We start from the raw sequence: 16,117 nt of genomic DNA, 5'->3' as shown, positions 1-16,117 counted from the left end.
ATTCGATGAACGGTAGACCCCGAGGTGTATGGAGATGGCTGAGCGCGACCAAGCACTGACAGAACCCAAGGCAGTGTTCGCGGCGTTGGCGGAGATCCTCTACTCCGCGGCAGACAGCGCCGAGGTGTACTCCGCGATCTGTTCGGCGGCTGTCGAGTTGATTCCCGGTTGCGACCACGCAAGTCTGATGCTGCGACGTGGAAACACCAACGTCACCGTAGCGGCGAGCGACGAGATCGCCGATTATGCAGACGATCTCGAGCGTGCCACCGGTGAGGGGCCGTGCATCGACGCCCTCGATACGGAGGCTCCGCAACTCGAGTCGGACCTTCGCACCCCGAATCAGTGGCCCGAGTTCGCTCGGAAAGTCGTGGCAGAGACACCCATTCGAGGGTCGATGGGGTTCCGGCTGATGGTAGATCGTCAGAAGTTCGGTGCCCTCAACCTCTTCTCGGACACTCCGGGGGCTTTCACCGAAACCGTTGCCGACCACGCGATCATGTTGGCGTCATTTGCATCCGTGGCCGTCACTGCGCTGACGCGAGGCGAGGACGCCGACTCGCTGCGACGTGGTCTGGCAAGCAGCCGCGAAATCGGTCAGGCCGTCGGTCTGCTGATGGCACTGCATCGTGTGTCCGACGACGAGGCCTTCGACATTCTGGTGCGAACCTCACAAAACATGAACGTCAAGATCGCCGAATTGGCGCGCAAGGTCATCGTCCAGCATCGTTCGACTCTGGACTGAGCGCTTCGTTCGTCCCGGGAGAACCGAGGAGTTGAGATCGCTTGCGATCCACCGTCTCTCGAAGAGCTGTCACCACCGCTGCGACCTCCGGGCGTCGCAAGGATTCCGAACGGGCCACCAACCAATAGGAAAGTCTCACCTCGATGTGAGCCGGTAGAACGCGAATCAAATCGTCGTGCTGCTCGGCCATGAAACAGGGGAGAAGGCCGATGCCGGCACCCGCGCGCGTTGCCTCGATGTGGACGAACACGTTGGTGGACGTGACGGCCTCGCGCATGGAAACCGTGAGTTTGCGAGCCAGATCGAGTTCGTCGACCTGCAGCATCGAGTCGATGAAATACACGAGCGAGTGTTCGGCCAGATCTTCGGCATTTTCGGGAACAGCATTCTGCCGTAGATACTCTCGGGAGGCGTACAAACCCAGCGCGTAGTCGGCCAGATGGACTGCTTCGGCGCGGTGAACGTGAGGCTTGCCGACCACAACCTCGATGTCGAGGCCCGAGCGTATCTGCGACGCCTTTCTGGTTGCGACAACAATCTCGACGCTGACGCGGGGATGGCGTCTGCGAACCGCGGCGCCGGCGGGCGCCGCGATGTATGCGCTGAATCCGTCGGTCGCCGAGACTCGCACGACGCCGTCGAGTTGCTGCTGACCGGTGGAGTCGAGCGCCAGTTCGTTCACCGCGGCCTCGATGCGCTCGGCCGCGCTGAGGGCTTGTCTGCCGAGGTCGGTCAGCTCCCAGCCGCCGGACGAGCGAACCAGGACACGGCCGCCGAGACACTTCTCGAGCGAGGAAATGCGGCGCGAGATGGTGGTGTGATTGAGGCCGAGGTCGTCGGCGGCGGTGTTGAAGCGACCGGTGCGACCGACCGCGAGAAGCACCAGTAGGTCGTCCGGGCTCAGTCCGAGAGTCATATCTGCATTTTTGCACCTATATGGTGCGAGATTTGTCATTGTCGTGCCATCAATCTGCACTGATACTCATCGAGTCACAAAAAGTGTGCGAGCGGTCACATTCCTGATCGTGAAGAGCAGGCGAATCGCGAACTGAAGACGAGGGAGTCCACGATGAGCGTCGACAACATGCCGAAGCCCGAGAGCCAAGCCCCACCATCGGGGCTGAAGAAGGTGGTCGGCGCCTCGATGGCGGGCACCGTGGTCGAGTGGTACGAGTTCTTTCTGTACGGCACGGCGGCCACGCTGGTCTTCAGCAAGGTCTTCTTCCCCGGCGGCGGCAACGAGCTGGATGCGATCATCGCGGCTTTCATCACCTACGCCGTCGGATTCGCCGCGCGGCCACTCGGCGGAATCGTCTTCGGATACTTCGGAGACAAATTCGGCCGAAAGCAGTTGCTGCAGTTCAGTTTGCTGTTGGTCGGCGCCGCAACGTTCTTGATGGGCTGCCTGCCTACCTACGGTCAGATCGGCTACTGGGCGCCGGCAATGCTGGTCACGCTGCGCTTCATCCAAGGATTCGCGGTCGGCGGCGAATGGGGTGGGGCGGTACTCCTGGTCGCCGAGCACAGCCCGAATCGATCGCGCGGATTCTGGTCGTCGTGGCCTCAGGCCGGCGTGCCGATGGGCAACCTGGTGGCGACGGTCGTGCTGTTGATCCTGACGTCGACGCTCTCGGACGAATCCTTCATGAGTTGGGGCTGGCGCGTTGCCTTCTGGCTCTCCGCGGTGATCGTTCTGGTCGGGTACTACGTTCGGACCAAGGTCACCGATGCTCCCATTTTCATTGCGGCGCAGAAGGAAGCAGAACTGGTCAAGGCAACCTCGTACAGCGTTTTCGAGGTCGTCAAGCGTTACCCGCGCGGAGTGTTGACCGCGATGGGCCTGCGTTTCGCCGAAAACGTCATGTACTACCTCGTGGTGACCTTCTCGATCACTTACCTCAAGGTCGTCGTTCATGCGGACACGGCGCACATCCTCTGGTGGATGCTGATGGCGCATGCCGTGCACTTCGCAGTGATTCCGTTGGTAGGCAAACTGTCCGACACGATCGGTCGACGCCCGGTGTACATGATCGGCGCCGTCACCGCCGGAACGTGGGGATTCTTCGCCTTCCCGATGATGAACAGCGGGCACAATGCAGTCATCTTGTCGGCAATCATCATCGGGCTCGTGTTCCACGCGTTCATGTACGCCGGCCAACCCGCGATCATGGCCGAGATGTTCCCGACTCGGATGCGCTACTCCGGTGTCTCCCTGGGTTATCAGGTCACGTCGATCGTGGCGGGTTCACTGGCTCCGATCATCGCGACCGGATTGCTGAGCAAGTTCGACTCCTCGGTCCCCATCGCGATCTATCTCCTGCTGGCATCCCTGGTCACCATCGTTGCAGTCGTTTTCGCGCGGGAGACCAAGGGAATCTCGCTCGAGTCCGTCGACGCCGCTGACGCCCGTGTTCTCGCCGACGAGCGGGCCGGTGTGTCTGTATGACGCTAACCGGAAAGTCTGCTCTGGTCACCGGTGGTGCCAGCGGGATCGGCGAAGCGTGTGCTCGACTCCTCGCCGCCCGCGGCGCGCACGTGACCGTCGCCGATCTCGACGACGTCGCCGCGAAGTCGCTGGCCGACGAGATCGACGGCACGGCGTGGGCCGTCGATCTCCTCGACACCGACCAACTCGTGGATCTGTCACTCGAAACGGACATACTCGTCAACAACGCCGGCATTCAACGGGTCAGTCCTATCGAGGATTTCGACGTCGAGGACTTCCGGAAGATTCAGCGCCTCATGGTCGAAGCGCCATTCCTCCTCGCTCGGGCCGCCCTGCCGTACATGTACCGCAACAGTTTCGGTCGCATCGTGAACATTTCCTCGGTCCACGGGCTCCGCGCTTCGGCATTCAAGAGTGCATACGTCACGGCTAAGCACGGACTCGAAGGACTGTCGAAAGTTGTTGCGCTCGAAGGCGCCCCACACGGTGTCACCAGCAACTGCGTCAATCCGGGCTACGTCCTGACGCCACTAGTGCGATCCCAGATCTCCGACCAGGCAAAGGTTCACGGAATCAGTGAATCTGAGGTTGTCGAAAAGGTGATGCTCACCGAGAGCGCAATCAAACGGATGGTCGAGCCTGCGGAGGTGGCATCGCTGGTGGGCTGGTTGGCATCGACCGAGGCGTCGATGGTGACGGGGGCGTCGTACACCATCGACGGAGGGTGGAGCGCCAGCTAGACCACCCGAGCTGCTGGGTTTTTCACGCTTCGGGGATCTCGATTCCGAACTTCTCGCGAGTGATGACCTCGGGTTCGGGACCACCGCGAACTCCGGTGTCGAGTGCGTCGATTGCGGAGAGTTCTTCGGCGGCGAGTTCGAAGTCGAACACGTCGAAGTTCTCCGCGATGCGCGAGGGAGTCACCGATTTGGGGATCACCTGGCGGCCCTGCTGGAGGTGCCAGCGGAGCATCACCTGTGCGGGAGACTTGCCGTGAGAGGAAGCGATAGCGCTGATGGTGGCGTCCTCGAGGGTTGAGCCGTGAGAGCCGTCGCGATAGAACGTGATTCCGCCGATCGGTGACCATGCCTGAGACAGAATGCCGTGATCGGCGTCGGCCTCGAGCAAGGTCGACTGCCTGAAGTATGGATGGACCTCGATCTGGTTGACCGCCGGCACTACGGACGTTGCGTCCAATAGTCGGGTGAGGTGATCCGGCATGAAGTTACTGACTCCGATGGCACGAACCTTGCCGTCTGCGAGAAGTGTTTCCAGGGCCTTGTATGCGTCGATGGTGCGCTCGAACTCGCTCGGCAACGCCTGGTGAAGGATGAGGAGGTCAAGTTGCTCGACTCCGAGTTTGCCTGCGCTCTTGTCGAAGGCGTGCAAGGTCTCGTCGTATCCGTAGTCGGTGATCCAGACTTTCGTTTCGACGAAGATCTCACCGCGATCGAGACCGGATCGCCGGATCGCCTCGCCGACGCCCTTCTCGTTGCCGTAGGCCGCAGCCGTATCGATATGGCGATAACCCACCGAAAGCGCGGACTCGACTGCGGCGAGAGTTTCGTCCGGCGGGGTCTGGTAGACGCCGAAGCCCAGCGCGGGGATGTCGACGCCGTTGTTCAGTTTCAGGCTCGGGATGCTCATGTCGTCCACGGTAGCGGCGGCCACTGGTTCGGTGGGAGTGACTGCTCAGCCGGGTAACGGCAGTACCCCTTCAGGCCAGGCAATTTGCAGTTGTGGCTCGTCAATGAGTGAGCACTATCTTCAAGCCGACTATGAGGGTGGCGACGGCAGCGAGGCCGAAGGCTGCCAGATGTGTGTTCGTGCTGACCTTCTCGCCGTGAAGACGGCTGATCACGTAACTGGTGGATCCGATGCGCAGGATCAAGACGATTTCCGCGATCAACTGCGCCGTCCGTGGTTCCAGGAAGTTGAACCACGCCGTCGCGAGAATGGCGACAGGAACAACCGCGGAGGTGAGGATCGGGACAGAATCGCGCAGCGAGTCGATTCTCTCCGCGGTGGTGAGACGGCGGTCGTTGCGAATGCTCTCGCCGACGCTCTCGGCAAATGTGTGGGCGATGTACGTCGACAATGCCGTGCCGACCACAATCGCGGCGCCCAGCGATTCCTGAGATTTCGTCACCGGGACGAGTGCGGCGAGGACAAGAATGTTGCCGTAGATGTACGCGGTGGTTCTCGCCGCCACACGTTCTTGTCCCAGCGGCGCACCGTGAGACGTGATCGGCCGGTTCAGCAGTGTTCGCAGGTCCCACTCCATGTTCAGAGCATGGCAGATCAGACCCTCGGGCTGTAGTGCATCGGATTATCTCGCTGCTCGAGCGGCGGTAGATTGCGCGCCGGTGTGTGGACCAGTGGTGCCCCGGCGGGAATTCTGCCGCTGGCTCGGTCCCATCCCGCGCGAGCGCGCGGTTGATACCGGTATCGCCACGGCACCAGGCGGAAGACGGCGTTGACGGTGCGGCCGACAGCGTTGTGAATTTTCTGATCGCGACTGGTCCACGAGTAGCCGAGAAGGTCGCGAACCGGTTGGTCGTACATGCCCACTGTCAGCCACACGAATCCGCGGGCGAGGGGAATCCGCGTGAGCCGCCACAACGGATCGGGTAGCCACGTCATGTACGGGGGCTTTCCCAGCCCCGACAAATCCAAGACGTCGCGGGTCGCTTTGTTGTCTTCGAGTACGTTGCGGCACATGTGGTCCCAATACTCCTGAAATGCCTCCCAGGTTTCGGGAACCGGGCGCATGCTCATCCCGTACAGGCGGTACCACTGAATGTGCTCGGTGAAGAGTTGTCGTTTCTGGGCCTCGGTCAGGCCACCGGAGAAGTTCTCGGCGGTGACGATGGTGCCCATGAAGAATGTCGCGTGCGCCCAGTAGAAGGTGTCGGGATCAAGTGCGTGGTACCGGCGTCCCAGCTTGTCGATGCCCTTGATCCGTGTGTGATAGCCACGGACTTCTTCGGCTGTCTGCTGCGCGCGATCGCCGTCGAAGACCACGCCGGCAATGGGATACAGCGAGCGGTACAGCCGTTCCCAGCGCTCGTCGAAGAACTGCGAGTGCTCCTCGACCCCGGCGCCGAGACCAGGGTGCATGTTTTGCATCGAACCTGCCCAGACACCTTGGAGCATCCCGCGCCAGTCGCCGAAATACTTCCAGGTCAGGGAATCCGGACCGAGGGGAACCGGGGTGCTGCTGTCGCCAAGTTGACTACGCATGTTGTCAGATTAGGATCGACAACAGCGGTAGTCAAGGATCGAATACCGGGCGCATTGAAGAACAAGTGTCGGCGAAGTGGGGAAGTTGTGAGCATCGAAGAACGCAGGGCCACTCGAAAGGCGACGTTGTTCGACGTCGGAGTGACACTGCTCGGTGCGGTCGACGGTCCGGCCGTCAACGTGCGAGCGGTCTGCAAGGCCGCTGGTCTGACCGAGCGGTACTTCTACGAGAGCTTCACCGATCGCGATCAGTACGTTGTCGCGGTCCACACGTTTGTCGCCGAGCGCGCGCAGTCGGCGCTCGCCACGGCAGTGGAGTCCGAGACGACATCCGAGGCAGTCGCCACCGCTGCGGTCGACGCTTTCGTCAAGCTGATGGTCGACGACCCGGCAATGGGGCGAGTGCTTCTGATCGCTCCGCTCTCGGAGCCGGTGCTGAGCGGACGCGGTATCGAATCGATGCCGGCGTTCGTGGACCTGGTGTACGACCAGTTGTCCGAGATTGCCGATCCGGTGGACAAGCAGCTGGTGGCAGTCGGGCTGGTCGGGGCGTTGTTCACACTGTTCATCGGTTATCTGGACGGCTCGATCGTCGTCGAGCGCGAGCGATTTGTGCGCCATTGCGTCCGGCTGCTGATCAACGCTAACCAGGCGTGAACGGCTGGCACACGGGGCAGAAGAAGATATTTCGCTCGGTGAGCTGATCCGGTCCGAGGGTGTCTTCTCTGATGCGGCTTCCGCATCGGCGGCAAGGTTTTCCGCGTCTGCCGTACACCCACGTTTGCCTACCTGGGCGGGTGTCGCCGGTGGTGACCCGGATGCGACGCGACTTGTTGACGTTGATGGTGCGGAATGACAGATCCACAATCGCGTCGAGGTTCCCGGCGCGGTGTGTCGGCGTCTTCGGGTGAATGCCTCGTAGGAAGCAGATCTCGTTGCGGTACACGTTGCCCAGTCCGGCCATCACGCGCTGATCCAGGAGCGCGATTCCGATCGGTACGGAGTCTGCAGCGCGAAGATTCTCGACGGCCACGAAACTGTCCCAATCGGTCCCGAGCAGGTCCGGTCCGAGGTGCCCGACGGCCTCCTGTTCCTGCCCCAGTTCGAGGATCTCGGTGATTCCCAGTGAAAAGCCCACTGCTACAGAGTCTTCGGTGGCCAAGATTATGCGCGCTTGGTGGGCGGGTCTGCGCCAGCGCTCGCCGGGGAGATAAATCTGCCACTGACCCTCCATCTTCAGATGCGTGTGAATGGACGCTTCGCCCACGCGGATCAGCAGATGCTTTCCGCGGCTGGCGACGGAATCCACACGATGTCCCGATAAATCGACGGTGGCATAGCGAGGAACGCGGACATCGCAGGTGGTGAGTACCTTCTCGGCCAGGGCAGCGCGCAGATCGTTGGCGGCCCGCCACACGGTATCGCCCTCAGGCATGGTCGCCGCTCCAGCACTTCACGATCGCAACCATCATGACCTCAATCCTCATGACCTCAACCGGAATCCGCGAGGAGTGGCGGCGAAGCCGGCTTCGACCAGGACGGGAGCAAAATCGTTGCCGTGGATGGTCTCTCCGTCGACCTTCTCCACTACCAACTTGTCGACAGCACGAGAAGTCACCTTCTGGGCAAGCGACAGCGCTGCCAGGCGCAAAGTTCCGCCGTCGTCGGTGAATGTCAGGATGGTGCGACCGCCGCGCTCGACGAACAGAACCAACTCGCCCTCCACCAGAACGACCAGTGCTCCCGCCTTACGTCCGGGTCGGTGTCCGGGTGACTCTTCGCCCCCCGACGCCGGCCACGGCAGTGCTGCGCCGTATGGATTGGCCGGGTCGCACGCCGCGAGAGTGACTGCAGCCGAGGAGGTGTGGCGCCCCTCGATGGAATCACCGAACGTGCGCAAGCGGTCGACCACGGGAGGCGTCGAGAATTGAGCGCCGCCCAGGGTGTCCACGAAGTATCCGCGTCGAGCGCGCCCGTTGTCCTCGAACGTGCTCAGTACCTTGTAGATCAACGCGAAACCGCCCGGCACGTTCTCGCTCATCACAGAACCGCGGGTGACTACGCCGTACCGTTCGAGCAGCAGATCAGCCGTGGCGTGCGCCCGGATAGTGGGGTCAGGTTCGATACCTGGCAGCTGGAACCACCGACCGGAGGCGGTTGCCGGTCCCGTGCGCGCCGGGGTGGAAGCGCGCGCCATTCCGCGGTACGGACGGGCACGAGGAACTCGTCGAGGCGATCGGTGACTTGTGGTGGTTCTGGTGGTGTCCGAGAGAAGTGCGCGCAGCGGTGCCACGGTGTCGTTACCGATGTGTCCGAGCCACACCAACTCCCACAGTGCCGTCGTCACCGCACTGTCGACCGTGTCCGCAGCCGACTCCGTAGTTTGCAACGCGTCGACCAACTGGCGGAAGAAGTAGGCACCGCCGCCGGACAGCAGGTCGAGGATGCGTTTCTGCAACTCCGAGACGTCGGTGTCGGCGGGCGAATTGAGCGTGATCGGTGCCAGGTCGGCGGGGTGCAGCACTACCCACCCGTCTTTGCCGGAGATTGCTCCGGATCCGGACCACAGGACTTCGCCCGTCGAGGTGAGTTCGTCCAACATCGCGGGGGAGTAGTCGGCGACTCGGCTCGGCAGGATCAACGATTCGAGGGCGGACGCCGGAATCGGTACGCCCGCAAGTTGATCGACTACCGTTGCAACACCGTCGATTCCGCGCAGCGTGCCGCCCACATGCTGCCAACCGGGAAGGAAACGTCCGAGCGTTGCGGTACTGACCGGCTCGACCTCCTGCCGTGCCGCGGCGAGCGAGCGACGCCGCAAGCGGCGCAGGACTTCGGCGTCGCACCATTCGCTCCCAGTTGCAGACGGGCGGAATTCTCCTTCGAGAACACGCTTTTCGAGCGCGAGCCGACCGAGAACGTCACGCGCGACGGATACTCCGATACCGAAGCGTGCAGCCGCATCCGTGAGAGTGAATGGTCCGTGGGTGCGTGCGTATCGGCTCAGGAGGTCGTCGAGTGGCTGATCGACCGGCTCGATGAACGCGGCCGGAACCCCGATGGGTAGGGGAACGCCGAGTCCATCGCGAAGGCGCGCTGCATCTTCGACGACGGTCCACCAGCTCTCGCCCGCATAGGAGACGTGGAGGGCACGTTTGTCTGCGACCAACTTGTCGAGCCACGAGACCGGGTCTTCGAGACAGCGTTCGGTGACTTCTTCGGTGGTCAGCGGGCCGAGCATACGGAGGAGGTCGGCGACGCCCTCGAGGTCCTTGGCCTTGCGGTCCGGAGCGAGCCGTTGCAGTTCACGTTCTGCCTGCTCGATCACTCCGGCGTCGAGCAGCTCGCGCAGTTCGACGCGGCCGAGGAGTTCGGCCAACAGCGTGGAGTCCAACGACAGTGCGGCGGCGCGTCGCTCGGCCAGGGGGCTGTCGCCCTCGTACATGAACGCGCCCACGTAGTTGAACAGGAGCGCACTTGCGAACGGTGAAGGCGAGGGCGTCTCCACTTCGACTATTCGAATCTGGCGCCGTTCGATCTTGCCGAACAATTCCTTCAGTGCCGGCAGGTCGTAGACGTCCTGCAAGCACTCACGCACGGTCTCGAGCAGGATCGGGAATGTCGGGAACTTGCGAGCGACGTCCAGCAGTTGCGCCGACCGCTGACGTTGCTGCCACAGTGGAGCACGCTTGCCGGGATTGCGGCGTGGGAGAAGCAGTGCGCGGGCGGCACATTCGCGGAATCTGGAGGCGAACAATGCCGAGCCACCCACCTCCTGGGTGACCAGATCTTCGATGTCCTCGACGTCGAAGGTGAACAGTTCGGCGCCGGGAGGTTCGTTCTCGGTGTCGGGGAGACGGATGATGATGCCGTCGTCGGAGGCCGTCGGACTGGAATCGACGCCGTATCGTTCCTGCAAGCGGGCCCCGATGGCGAGGGCCCACGGTGCGTGAACCCGTTGGCCGTACGGGGAATGCAGCACCAGACGCCAATCGCCGAGTTCGTCGCGGAAGCGCTCGACAACCAATGTTCGATCCGACGGGACCTGCCCGGTGGCATTCTTCTGCTCACCGACGAGTTGGATCAGATTGGTTGTGGCGTTGTGATCGAGCCCGCCCACGCGACAACGCTCGACGACGTCGGCTTCATTACCCAGCGCGGTCTCTCGAACGAATTGTCCCAACGCCTGTCCGAGTTCGGCAGGGCGACCGAGTCCGTCGCCATGCCAGAAGGGCAAACGACCCGGCATGCCGTAGGCGGGGCTGACCAGAACCCGATCGAAGGTGATCTCCTCGATCCGCCAACTGGTGGCGCCGAGCGCAAAGACGTCGCCTACCCGGGATTCGTAGACCATTTCTTCGTCGAGTTCGCCGACTCTTGATGCTTTCTCACCGACCATGTAGACCGTGAAGAGGCCGCGGTCGGGGATGGCGCCGCCGGAAGTGACTGCCAAGCGCTGCGAACCCGGGCGGCCCGTCAGAGTGTTGGACTCGCGATCCCAGACCAGGCGCGGACGTAATTCGGCGAACTCGTCCGAGGGGTACCGCCCGGCGAGCAGATCCAGAGTCGACTCGTAGGCCGAACGGGGAAGCGTTGCAAAGGAACCGCTTCGGCGCACCGTCTCGAACCAGTCGTCGACGTCGATCGGTTCCAGAGCGGTGGCCGCAACAGTTTGCTGGGCAAGGATGTCGAGGGGATTGGCGGGAACGGCCATCGCCTCGATCTTGCCTTCGACCATGCGCTCGACGGTCACCGCGCAGTGAATCAGGTCGGTGCGATGTTTGGGGAAGACGACGCCTCGTGAGATCTCGCCGACCTGGTGGCCGGCGCGACCGACACGTTGCAGGCCGCTGGCAACCGAAGGCGGCGCCTCCACCTGGATGACCAAGTCGACGGCGCCCATGTCGATTCCGAGTTCGAGACTGCTGGTGGCGACGACGCATCGCAATCGACCCGATTTGAGGTCGTCTTCGATGAGGGCTCGCTGGTCTTTGCTGACCGATCCGTGGTGGGCGCGAGCAAGGAGGGGTTCTGCGCCGTAGTTGACCTCGGCGGGAGCTCCGATCTGCGCGGGCGGGCGAGGTGTTTTCTCGACGGCCAGACCGATGCGTTCTGCATGAATCTCGTTGAGCCTGGCTGTCAATCGTTCGGCGAGGCGACGAGAGTTGGCGAACACGATGGACGATCGGTGATCGAGCACGAGGTCGACAATCTGTTCCTCGACGTGGGGCCAGATCGAACCGGCTTGCGGGGTGGGGGATTCGGAACCGTCGGCGGGCGTCGCGATACCCAATTCGGTCATGTCCTCGACGGGGACACGGACCGTGAGATCGAAGGTCTTGGCGGCAGGCGGTGCCACGATTCGGATCGGTGCCGAACCTGCGAGGAACCGCCCGATCTCCTCGTGGGGACGGACAGTGGCCGACAATCCGATGCGTTGCGCCGGACGCTCGAGCAAGCCGTCCAGACGTTCCAGAGAGAGCGCAAGGTGCGAGCCGCGCTTGGTACCCGCCACCGCGTGAACCTCGTCGACGATCACGGTGTCGACGCCGACCAGTGTTTCCCGGGCAGCGGAGGTGAGCATGAGGAACAACGACTCCGGCGTCGTGATCAGGATGTCCGGAGGACGCTTGATCAACGAGCGCCGATCGGCCTGTGACGTATCGCCGGAACGAACACCGACGGTGATCTCGGGCGGGGTGAGGCCCAGACGTTTCGCAGTCTGTGTGATGCCGACCAGCGGCGCGCGAAGGTTCCGTTCGACGTCCACGCCCAGCGCTTTGAGTGGCGAAATGTAGAGGACTTTGGTGGCGCGTTCGCCTTCGTCCTTCGCGGCGAGTTGATCGAGAGCCCACAGGAACGCCGACAATGTCTTGCCGGAGCCGGTTGGTGCGACGACAAGTGTGTGAGAGCCACTTGCGATGGATTCCCAGGCACCGAGCTGCGCAGCAGTCGGAGCGCTGAACGCGCCACCGAACCACTCGCGTGTGGCGGGCGAGAACCTACCGAGGACATTGGTCACGACCACCATATTGCCCCTTCCCACCGACAGCGTGTTCGTGCCCGCAGCCGAAGTGCAGAGCATACTATTTGCCCTGTTATAGCGATTCTCTTGTTATCGAGAAGGCGAGTGCCTGATGGAAGCAGTCAAGATTGTCCTCGAGCTGGCGGTAGTGCTCGGGGCGATTGTCATGGGTACCAGATCGAGCGGTGTCGCTCTCGGTCTGTGGGGCGGCGCAGGTGTTGCCGTCCTCGTGTTCGTCTTCGGAGAGGACGTCGGCAGTCCGCCGGTCGACGCTCTCCTCATCGTCCTGTCCGTTGTCCTCGCGTCGTCGATGATGCAGGCGGCCGGTGGTATCGACTGGATGGTCACCATCGCGGCCAAGTTGATCGAATCTCGCCCGAAACAGATCACGCTGATCGCGCCGTTGGTGTCATTCCTGTTCTCGGTCGGTGCCGGTACGTCCAACATCCTCTACCCGCTGCTCCCCGTCATCTACGACGTCTCGTACAAGAACGGTGTGCGGCCGTCACGGCCGCTGTCGCTGTCGGTTGTCTCGACCGGTGTGGCGCTGGCGTGTAGTCCGGTGTCCGCGGCGATGGCGGCGATGGTCACGCTGACCGACGTGCCGCCTTACGATTTCGAACTCATCGACATCATCAAGATCACCTTCCCGGCCGCTGTCGTCGGCATCGTCCTCTCCTCCATCGCGGTCAACAGGCTCGGTAAGGATCTCGACGACGACCCGGACATACAGGCGAAGATGAAGTCGGGCGAATTGGCCGGACCTGGTGCAGCGTCCAAGACCGAACTCGTCTCGACGAAGACCGGACGAAACGCGGCACTGATCTTCCTGGCCGGCGTTCTGGCCATCGTGATCTTCGGCCTGTTCAAGGGAATTCGCCCCGAAGCCGCCGACGGTTCCCCGATGGGGATGACACCGATCATCGAAATGCTGATGTTCGTCGTGGGTACGTTGATCCTGCTGGTGTGCCGCCCGAACGTTGCCGACGTGCCCTCGTCGACGGTGTTCCGTGCCGGCATGGTCTCGGCCATCGCGCTGTTCGGTCTGGCATGGCTGACGGACACGTTCATCAGTGCACATTCGGAGCTGATCACGAGCACCGTCGGCGACTGGGTCAACGCCGCGCCATGGATCTTCGCGCTCGGTGTCTTCCTGGTCTGTGTCCTGACGACCAGCCAGTCGACCGCGACGAGGACCATCGTGCCGATCGGTCTCGCTGCCGGGATTGCACCCGGCCTGGTGAGCGGCATGTGGGCCGGAGCGTTTGCCGGTGTCTATCTGTTGCCGACAAACGGTTCGCAGATCGCAGCTGCGAACTTCGACCTCTCGGGCAGCACGAAGCTCGGCTCCAAGCTCGTCGACCACTCGTTCTTCCTGCCGACCATCATCTTGGCCGTCACGACGATTGCGGCCGGCGCGGTGTTCGGAGTGGTGCTCGGTTGAGTGATACCGCTGAGTCAGCCTGAGTGATATCGCTGAGTCAGCTGTTGCGGTAGTGGTCCCAGCTCGCCTTGCACGCGTGGGCGAGCTGGTCCACCCGTTCGGCGTCGGGTGTAGGCCAGTCGAGGCCGGGTTTCATGATGTATGCGGCCAGTTCGTTCCCCAGTAGGAATTCTCGTTTGAATTCGGCCTGAACCGCACTCAACGTGATCCCGGCTTCGGCGGCGCGGGCGCTCAATTCGGCGAATCTGGCTCCGGCTCGGATGATTTCGAAACTGCCGAGGTACGGCTGATTGAGAGCGACGGCATCTGGATCGTCGACCTGAAATCCCTTGCGATGTGAGACCGCAAGTGTGCGAATGAGCTCCGGATCCATCGTCACGGGATTGTCGCCGCGTCGATTGCCGTGGTGGTCGCCACGATTGGAGAGTGCGACGACGTCGGGGAGTCGATCTGCTTCCGGCCGTTCGACATTGACGGCGCCGTCCCGCCGGGTGGTGTGGTTCATCGTGTCGTGGAACGACAACGTCGTGAACGATCGACCGAGTTCGAAGCTCTTCTCCACCATGCCTTCGATCAGTGCGTCGCGAGTTCTTTCGTAGACACCCAAACCGTGTTCGGCTGTCTCGGTGAAGGTCTCGGCGAGGTTCTTCCAGCCCGCGTCGTCGGTCGGCTCGAGCAACAGGGGGTAGAACGAGAACGTGACAGGGCGAACTGCGTCGACGCCGGTGAGGTCTGCTTTGTTGCCTGCACCGGCCTTGTGGACGCGGGCGAAGGCTTCGCGCAGTGACGCTTCCAGGTTTTCGGGCTTCGCACGGTTGGGATCGCGAATCATGCGAGGGTGCGGATTCTCCACGTACACGATGCGCGAATCTATTTCGGCCCAACGGCGCACGATGGGACTGGTGGACATGTCGGTGAAGTCGAATTGCAGCCGCTGTGTGAACTCGGGTGCGAGAAAACGTGAGAGTTCTGCTGGAATCGCGGAACCCGAGTGTGGGCAACTGACAAGAAGGTCGGCTTCGGCGATGGCGTCGTCGAGACTGCGGGAGTCGCGATCGGCATAGAACGTCAGGTCCTCCGGCGTGAACACGGTTCCGGCCGGGATGAGTACTGGTTCTCCACTGGTCATGAGCCCCAGCGTAATCGAGTGCAACCGTGCAGACTCAGTATCCGCTGAGTCGTTCCACGAGAGCTGTCTTGATCTCCGGTCGACCAGCCGCGACAAGAGTGAAGGTGGCTTCTCGCATGAGCCGCTCGGGGGTGTTGCTGCCGACGAGGGCGCGGCTTCCGGTCGCAGTGACGAGCGCGGCCGATGCTCGTATCGCAAGTTCCGATGCGCGGGCGCGTGCGGCCGACATGTCGCCGCCGCCGCGCAGTGCTGCATCGAGATCGGCGCGCGCCCGGGCGGCTTGTTCTTCGAACGCGTCGGCGTCGACTCCCAGATCCGCGAGTTCGGTCACGGCGCGGCGGGTGATGCCCATGGCCATCGCGCCATTGAGCCACAAGCCGGGGAGTTGGGTGCTCTGGAACTGTTCGTCGCTGACGACAGCACAGACGTCGGTATCGGGAATTTCGAAAGCGTCGAACACGATTCGGACGGTGTTGCTCCCGCGCGCCGCGATCAGTGGAAGCTCCTCGATCGTCAGACCCGGGGCCTCGCCCACCGGTACGACGGAATGAACGATGGAATTGTCGAACTCGTCGCGCGCCGACACCAAGAGAACATCGACGATGCCCCAACCGGTGACGAAGGGTGCGATCCCGTCGAGGACGTAGCCGTCGTTCACCCGCTTCGCCCACAGGAGCGGTGGGCGGGGGATGGCGCCGGCATAGGCAACCCCACCGCGAATCGTGCCGGAAACCAGACCGTCCCAGTATTGTTCGCGCAGAGACGTATTGGTACTCGCTGCCAGGGCTCCGACGACGCCGTGATGCTGCATCCAGGTGAACGTCGTCGCGAGGCAACCGCCGCACAAGGTTTCGAGGACCTCGACCAGTTCTTCGCTGCTGGGGCCACCCTCACCGAGGGCGGCGATGCCGTAGAAGCCGTCGGCGGCGAGCGCGTCGAAATGGCTGCTGGGGATTTCTCCGTCGGCGTCGACGCTGTCGGCGACGGGAAACAGAACGGTATCGGCGATCTCACGCGCAAGTTCCGGCCACTTGGTCACGCTGTCAGGGTAAGCCGTGAGCCGGGGTTGTGGTGTGGAACTGCAG

General features: G+C 62.7%; 13 protein-coding genes. 5 read left to right on the top strand and 8 right to left on the bottom strand.

Translation table 11 applies throughout. The features are described from left to right. Nucleotides 1–28: 28 nt before the first annotated feature. On the top strand, nt 29–745 hold the full coding sequence (locus ABX74_RS28650; protein ID WP_019747714.1) for a GAF and ANTAR domain-containing protein: 717 nt from the start codon (nt 29–31) through the stop codon (nt 743–745). Here the strand turns inward: ABX74_RS28650 and ABX74_RS28645 are convergent. Further along, nucleotides 714–1,661: a LysR family transcriptional regulator gene (locus ABX74_RS28645; protein WP_047890263.1), complete on the bottom strand. Its 948-nt coding sequence runs from the start codon at nt 1,659–1,661 to the stop codon at nt 714–716. The genes ABX74_RS28650 and ABX74_RS28645 overlap by 32 nt on opposite strands. Before the next feature lie 153 nt (nt 1,662–1,814). On the opposite strand from ABX74_RS28645, the gene ABX74_RS28640 reads away from it, so the two are divergent. Together ABX74_RS28640 and ABX74_RS28635 are read left to right on the top strand one after the other, a co-directional pair. Continuing rightward, nucleotides 1,815–3,191 (top strand): MFS transporter, encoded by a 1,377-nt coding sequence (locus ABX74_RS28640; RefSeq protein ID WP_041815787.1) that lies wholly within the window; start codon nt 1,815–1,817, stop codon nt 3,189–3,191. Then, the gene (locus tag ABX74_RS28635) at nt 3,188–3,931 is read left to right on the top strand and encodes a 3-hydroxybutyrate dehydrogenase (protein WP_029255017.1); all 744 of its coding nucleotides are present in this window, start codon (nt 3,188–3,190) and stop codon (nt 3,929–3,931) included. Before ABX74_RS28640 ends, ABX74_RS28635 begins: the two co-directional genes overlap by 4 nt. 22 nt (nt 3,932–3,953) lie before the next feature. Here the strand turns inward: ABX74_RS28635 and ABX74_RS28630 are convergent, their stop codons facing one another. The 3 genes from ABX74_RS28630 to ABX74_RS28620 form a co-directional block, all read right to left on the bottom strand. Beyond that, entirely contained in the window at nt 3,954–4,838 is an 885-nt protein-coding gene (locus ABX74_RS28630) for an aldo/keto reductase (protein WP_047890288.1), read from the bottom strand. 100 nt (nt 4,839–4,938) lie between these two features. After that, nucleotides 4,939–5,475, bottom strand: a complete 537-nt coding sequence (locus tag ABX74_RS28625) for a hypothetical protein (RefSeq protein ID WP_019747719.1) — start codon at nt 5,473–5,475, stop codon at nt 4,939–4,941. 17 nt (nt 5,476–5,492) lie between these two features. Further along, a complete protein-coding gene (locus ABX74_RS28620) occupies nt 5,493–6,434 on the bottom strand; it encodes an oxygenase MpaB family protein (protein WP_019747720.1) in 942 nt (313 codons plus the stop codon). Nucleotides 6,435–6,521: 87 nt separating this feature from the next. On the opposite strand from ABX74_RS28620, the gene ABX74_RS28615 reads away from it, so the two are divergent. After that, nucleotides 6,522–7,091: a TetR/AcrR family transcriptional regulator gene (locus ABX74_RS28615; RefSeq protein ID WP_019747721.1), complete on the top strand. Its 570-nt coding sequence runs from the start codon at nt 6,522–6,524 to the stop codon at nt 7,089–7,091. Here the strand turns inward: ABX74_RS28615 and ABX74_RS28610 are convergent. Both ABX74_RS28610 and ABX74_RS28605 read right to left on the bottom strand, forming a co-directional pair. After that, nucleotides 7,078–7,869: a DNA-formamidopyrimidine glycosylase family protein gene (locus ABX74_RS28610; RefSeq protein ID WP_047890262.1), complete on the bottom strand. Its 792-nt coding sequence runs from the start codon at nt 7,867–7,869 to the stop codon at nt 7,078–7,080. The genes ABX74_RS28615 and ABX74_RS28610 overlap by 14 nt on opposite strands. A 48-nt stretch (nt 7,870–7,917) precedes the next feature. Further along, complete coding sequence (locus tag ABX74_RS28605) at nt 7,918–12,465, bottom strand: ATP-dependent helicase (protein WP_047890287.1); 4,548 nt, start codon at nt 12,463–12,465, stop codon at nt 7,918–7,920. Between the two features lie 106 nt (nt 12,466–12,571). Here ABX74_RS28605 and ABX74_RS28600 point away from each other — a divergent pair, with 106 nt between their 5' ends. After that, the gene (locus ABX74_RS28600; RefSeq protein WP_020907057.1) at nt 12,572–13,903 is read left to right on the top strand and encodes an anaerobic C4-dicarboxylate transporter family protein; all 1,332 of its coding nucleotides are present in this window, start codon (nt 12,572–12,574) and stop codon (nt 13,901–13,903) included. Nucleotides 13,904–13,940: 37 nt separating this feature from the next. Here the strand turns inward: ABX74_RS28600 and ABX74_RS28595 are convergent, their stop codons facing one another. Together ABX74_RS28595 and ABX74_RS28590 are read right to left on the bottom strand one after the other, a co-directional pair. Continuing rightward, on the bottom strand, nt 13,941–15,032 hold the full coding sequence (locus tag ABX74_RS28595) for an N-formylglutamate amidohydrolase (protein WP_020907058.1): 1,092 nt from the start codon (nt 15,030–15,032) through the stop codon (nt 13,941–13,943). Between the two features lie 34 nt (nt 15,033–15,066). Then, nucleotides 15,067–16,071, bottom strand: coding sequence for an acyl-CoA dehydrogenase family protein (locus tag ABX74_RS28590; RefSeq protein WP_020907059.1), 1,005 nt, complete (start codon nt 16,069–16,071; stop codon nt 15,067–15,069). Between the last annotated feature and the right edge of the window lie 46 nt (nt 16,072–16,117).

It is taken from the genome of Rhodococcus sp. ARP2 (assembly GCF_001029585.1).
Classification (GTDB): Bacteria; Actinomycetota; Actinomycetes; order Mycobacteriales; family Mycobacteriaceae; genus Rhodococcus_F; species Rhodococcus_F erythropolis.
This window is presented reverse-complemented; position numbering and strand designations above follow the sequence as displayed.

What these genes read in the sequence shown, in the direction of transcription:
- ABX74_RS28605 (WP_047890287.1), bottom strand. Translation starts at nt 12,465, where the DNA reads ATGGTGGTCGTGACCAATGTCCTCGGTAGGTTCTCGCCCGCCACACGC.
- ABX74_RS28620 (WP_019747720.1), bottom strand. Translation starts at nt 6,434, where the DNA reads ATGCGTAGTCAACTTGGCGACAGCAGCACCCCGGTTCCCCTCGGTCCG.
- ABX74_RS28630 (WP_047890288.1), bottom strand. Translation starts at nt 4,838, where the DNA reads ATGAGCATCCCGAGCCTGAAACTGAACAACGGCGTCGACATCCCCGCG.
- ABX74_RS28610 (WP_047890262.1), bottom strand. Translation starts at nt 7,869, where the DNA reads ATGCCTGAGGGCGATACCGTGTGGCGGGCCGCCAACGATCTGCGCGCT.
- ABX74_RS28625 (WP_019747719.1), bottom strand. Translation starts at nt 5,475, where the DNA reads ATGGAGTGGGACCTGCGAACACTGCTGAACCGGCCGATCACGTCTCAC.
- ABX74_RS28595 (WP_020907058.1), bottom strand. Translation starts at nt 15,032, where the DNA reads ATGACCAGTGGAGAACCAGTACTCATCCCGGCCGGAACCGTGTTCACG.
- ABX74_RS28635 (WP_029255017.1), top strand. Translation starts at nt 3,188, where the DNA reads ATGACGCTAACCGGAAAGTCTGCTCTGGTCACCGGTGGTGCCAGCGGG.
- ABX74_RS28600 (WP_020907057.1), top strand. Translation starts at nt 12,572, where the DNA reads ATGGAAGCAGTCAAGATTGTCCTCGAGCTGGCGGTAGTGCTCGGGGCG.
- ABX74_RS28640 (WP_041815787.1), top strand. Translation starts at nt 1,815, where the DNA reads ATGAGCGTCGACAACATGCCGAAGCCCGAGAGCCAAGCCCCACCATCG.
- ABX74_RS28650 (WP_019747714.1), top strand. Translation starts at nt 29, where the DNA reads ATGGAGATGGCTGAGCGCGACCAAGCACTGACAGAACCCAAGGCAGTG.
- ABX74_RS28645 (WP_047890263.1), bottom strand. Translation starts at nt 1,661, where the DNA reads ATGACTCTCGGACTGAGCCCGGACGACCTACTGGTGCTTCTCGCGGTC.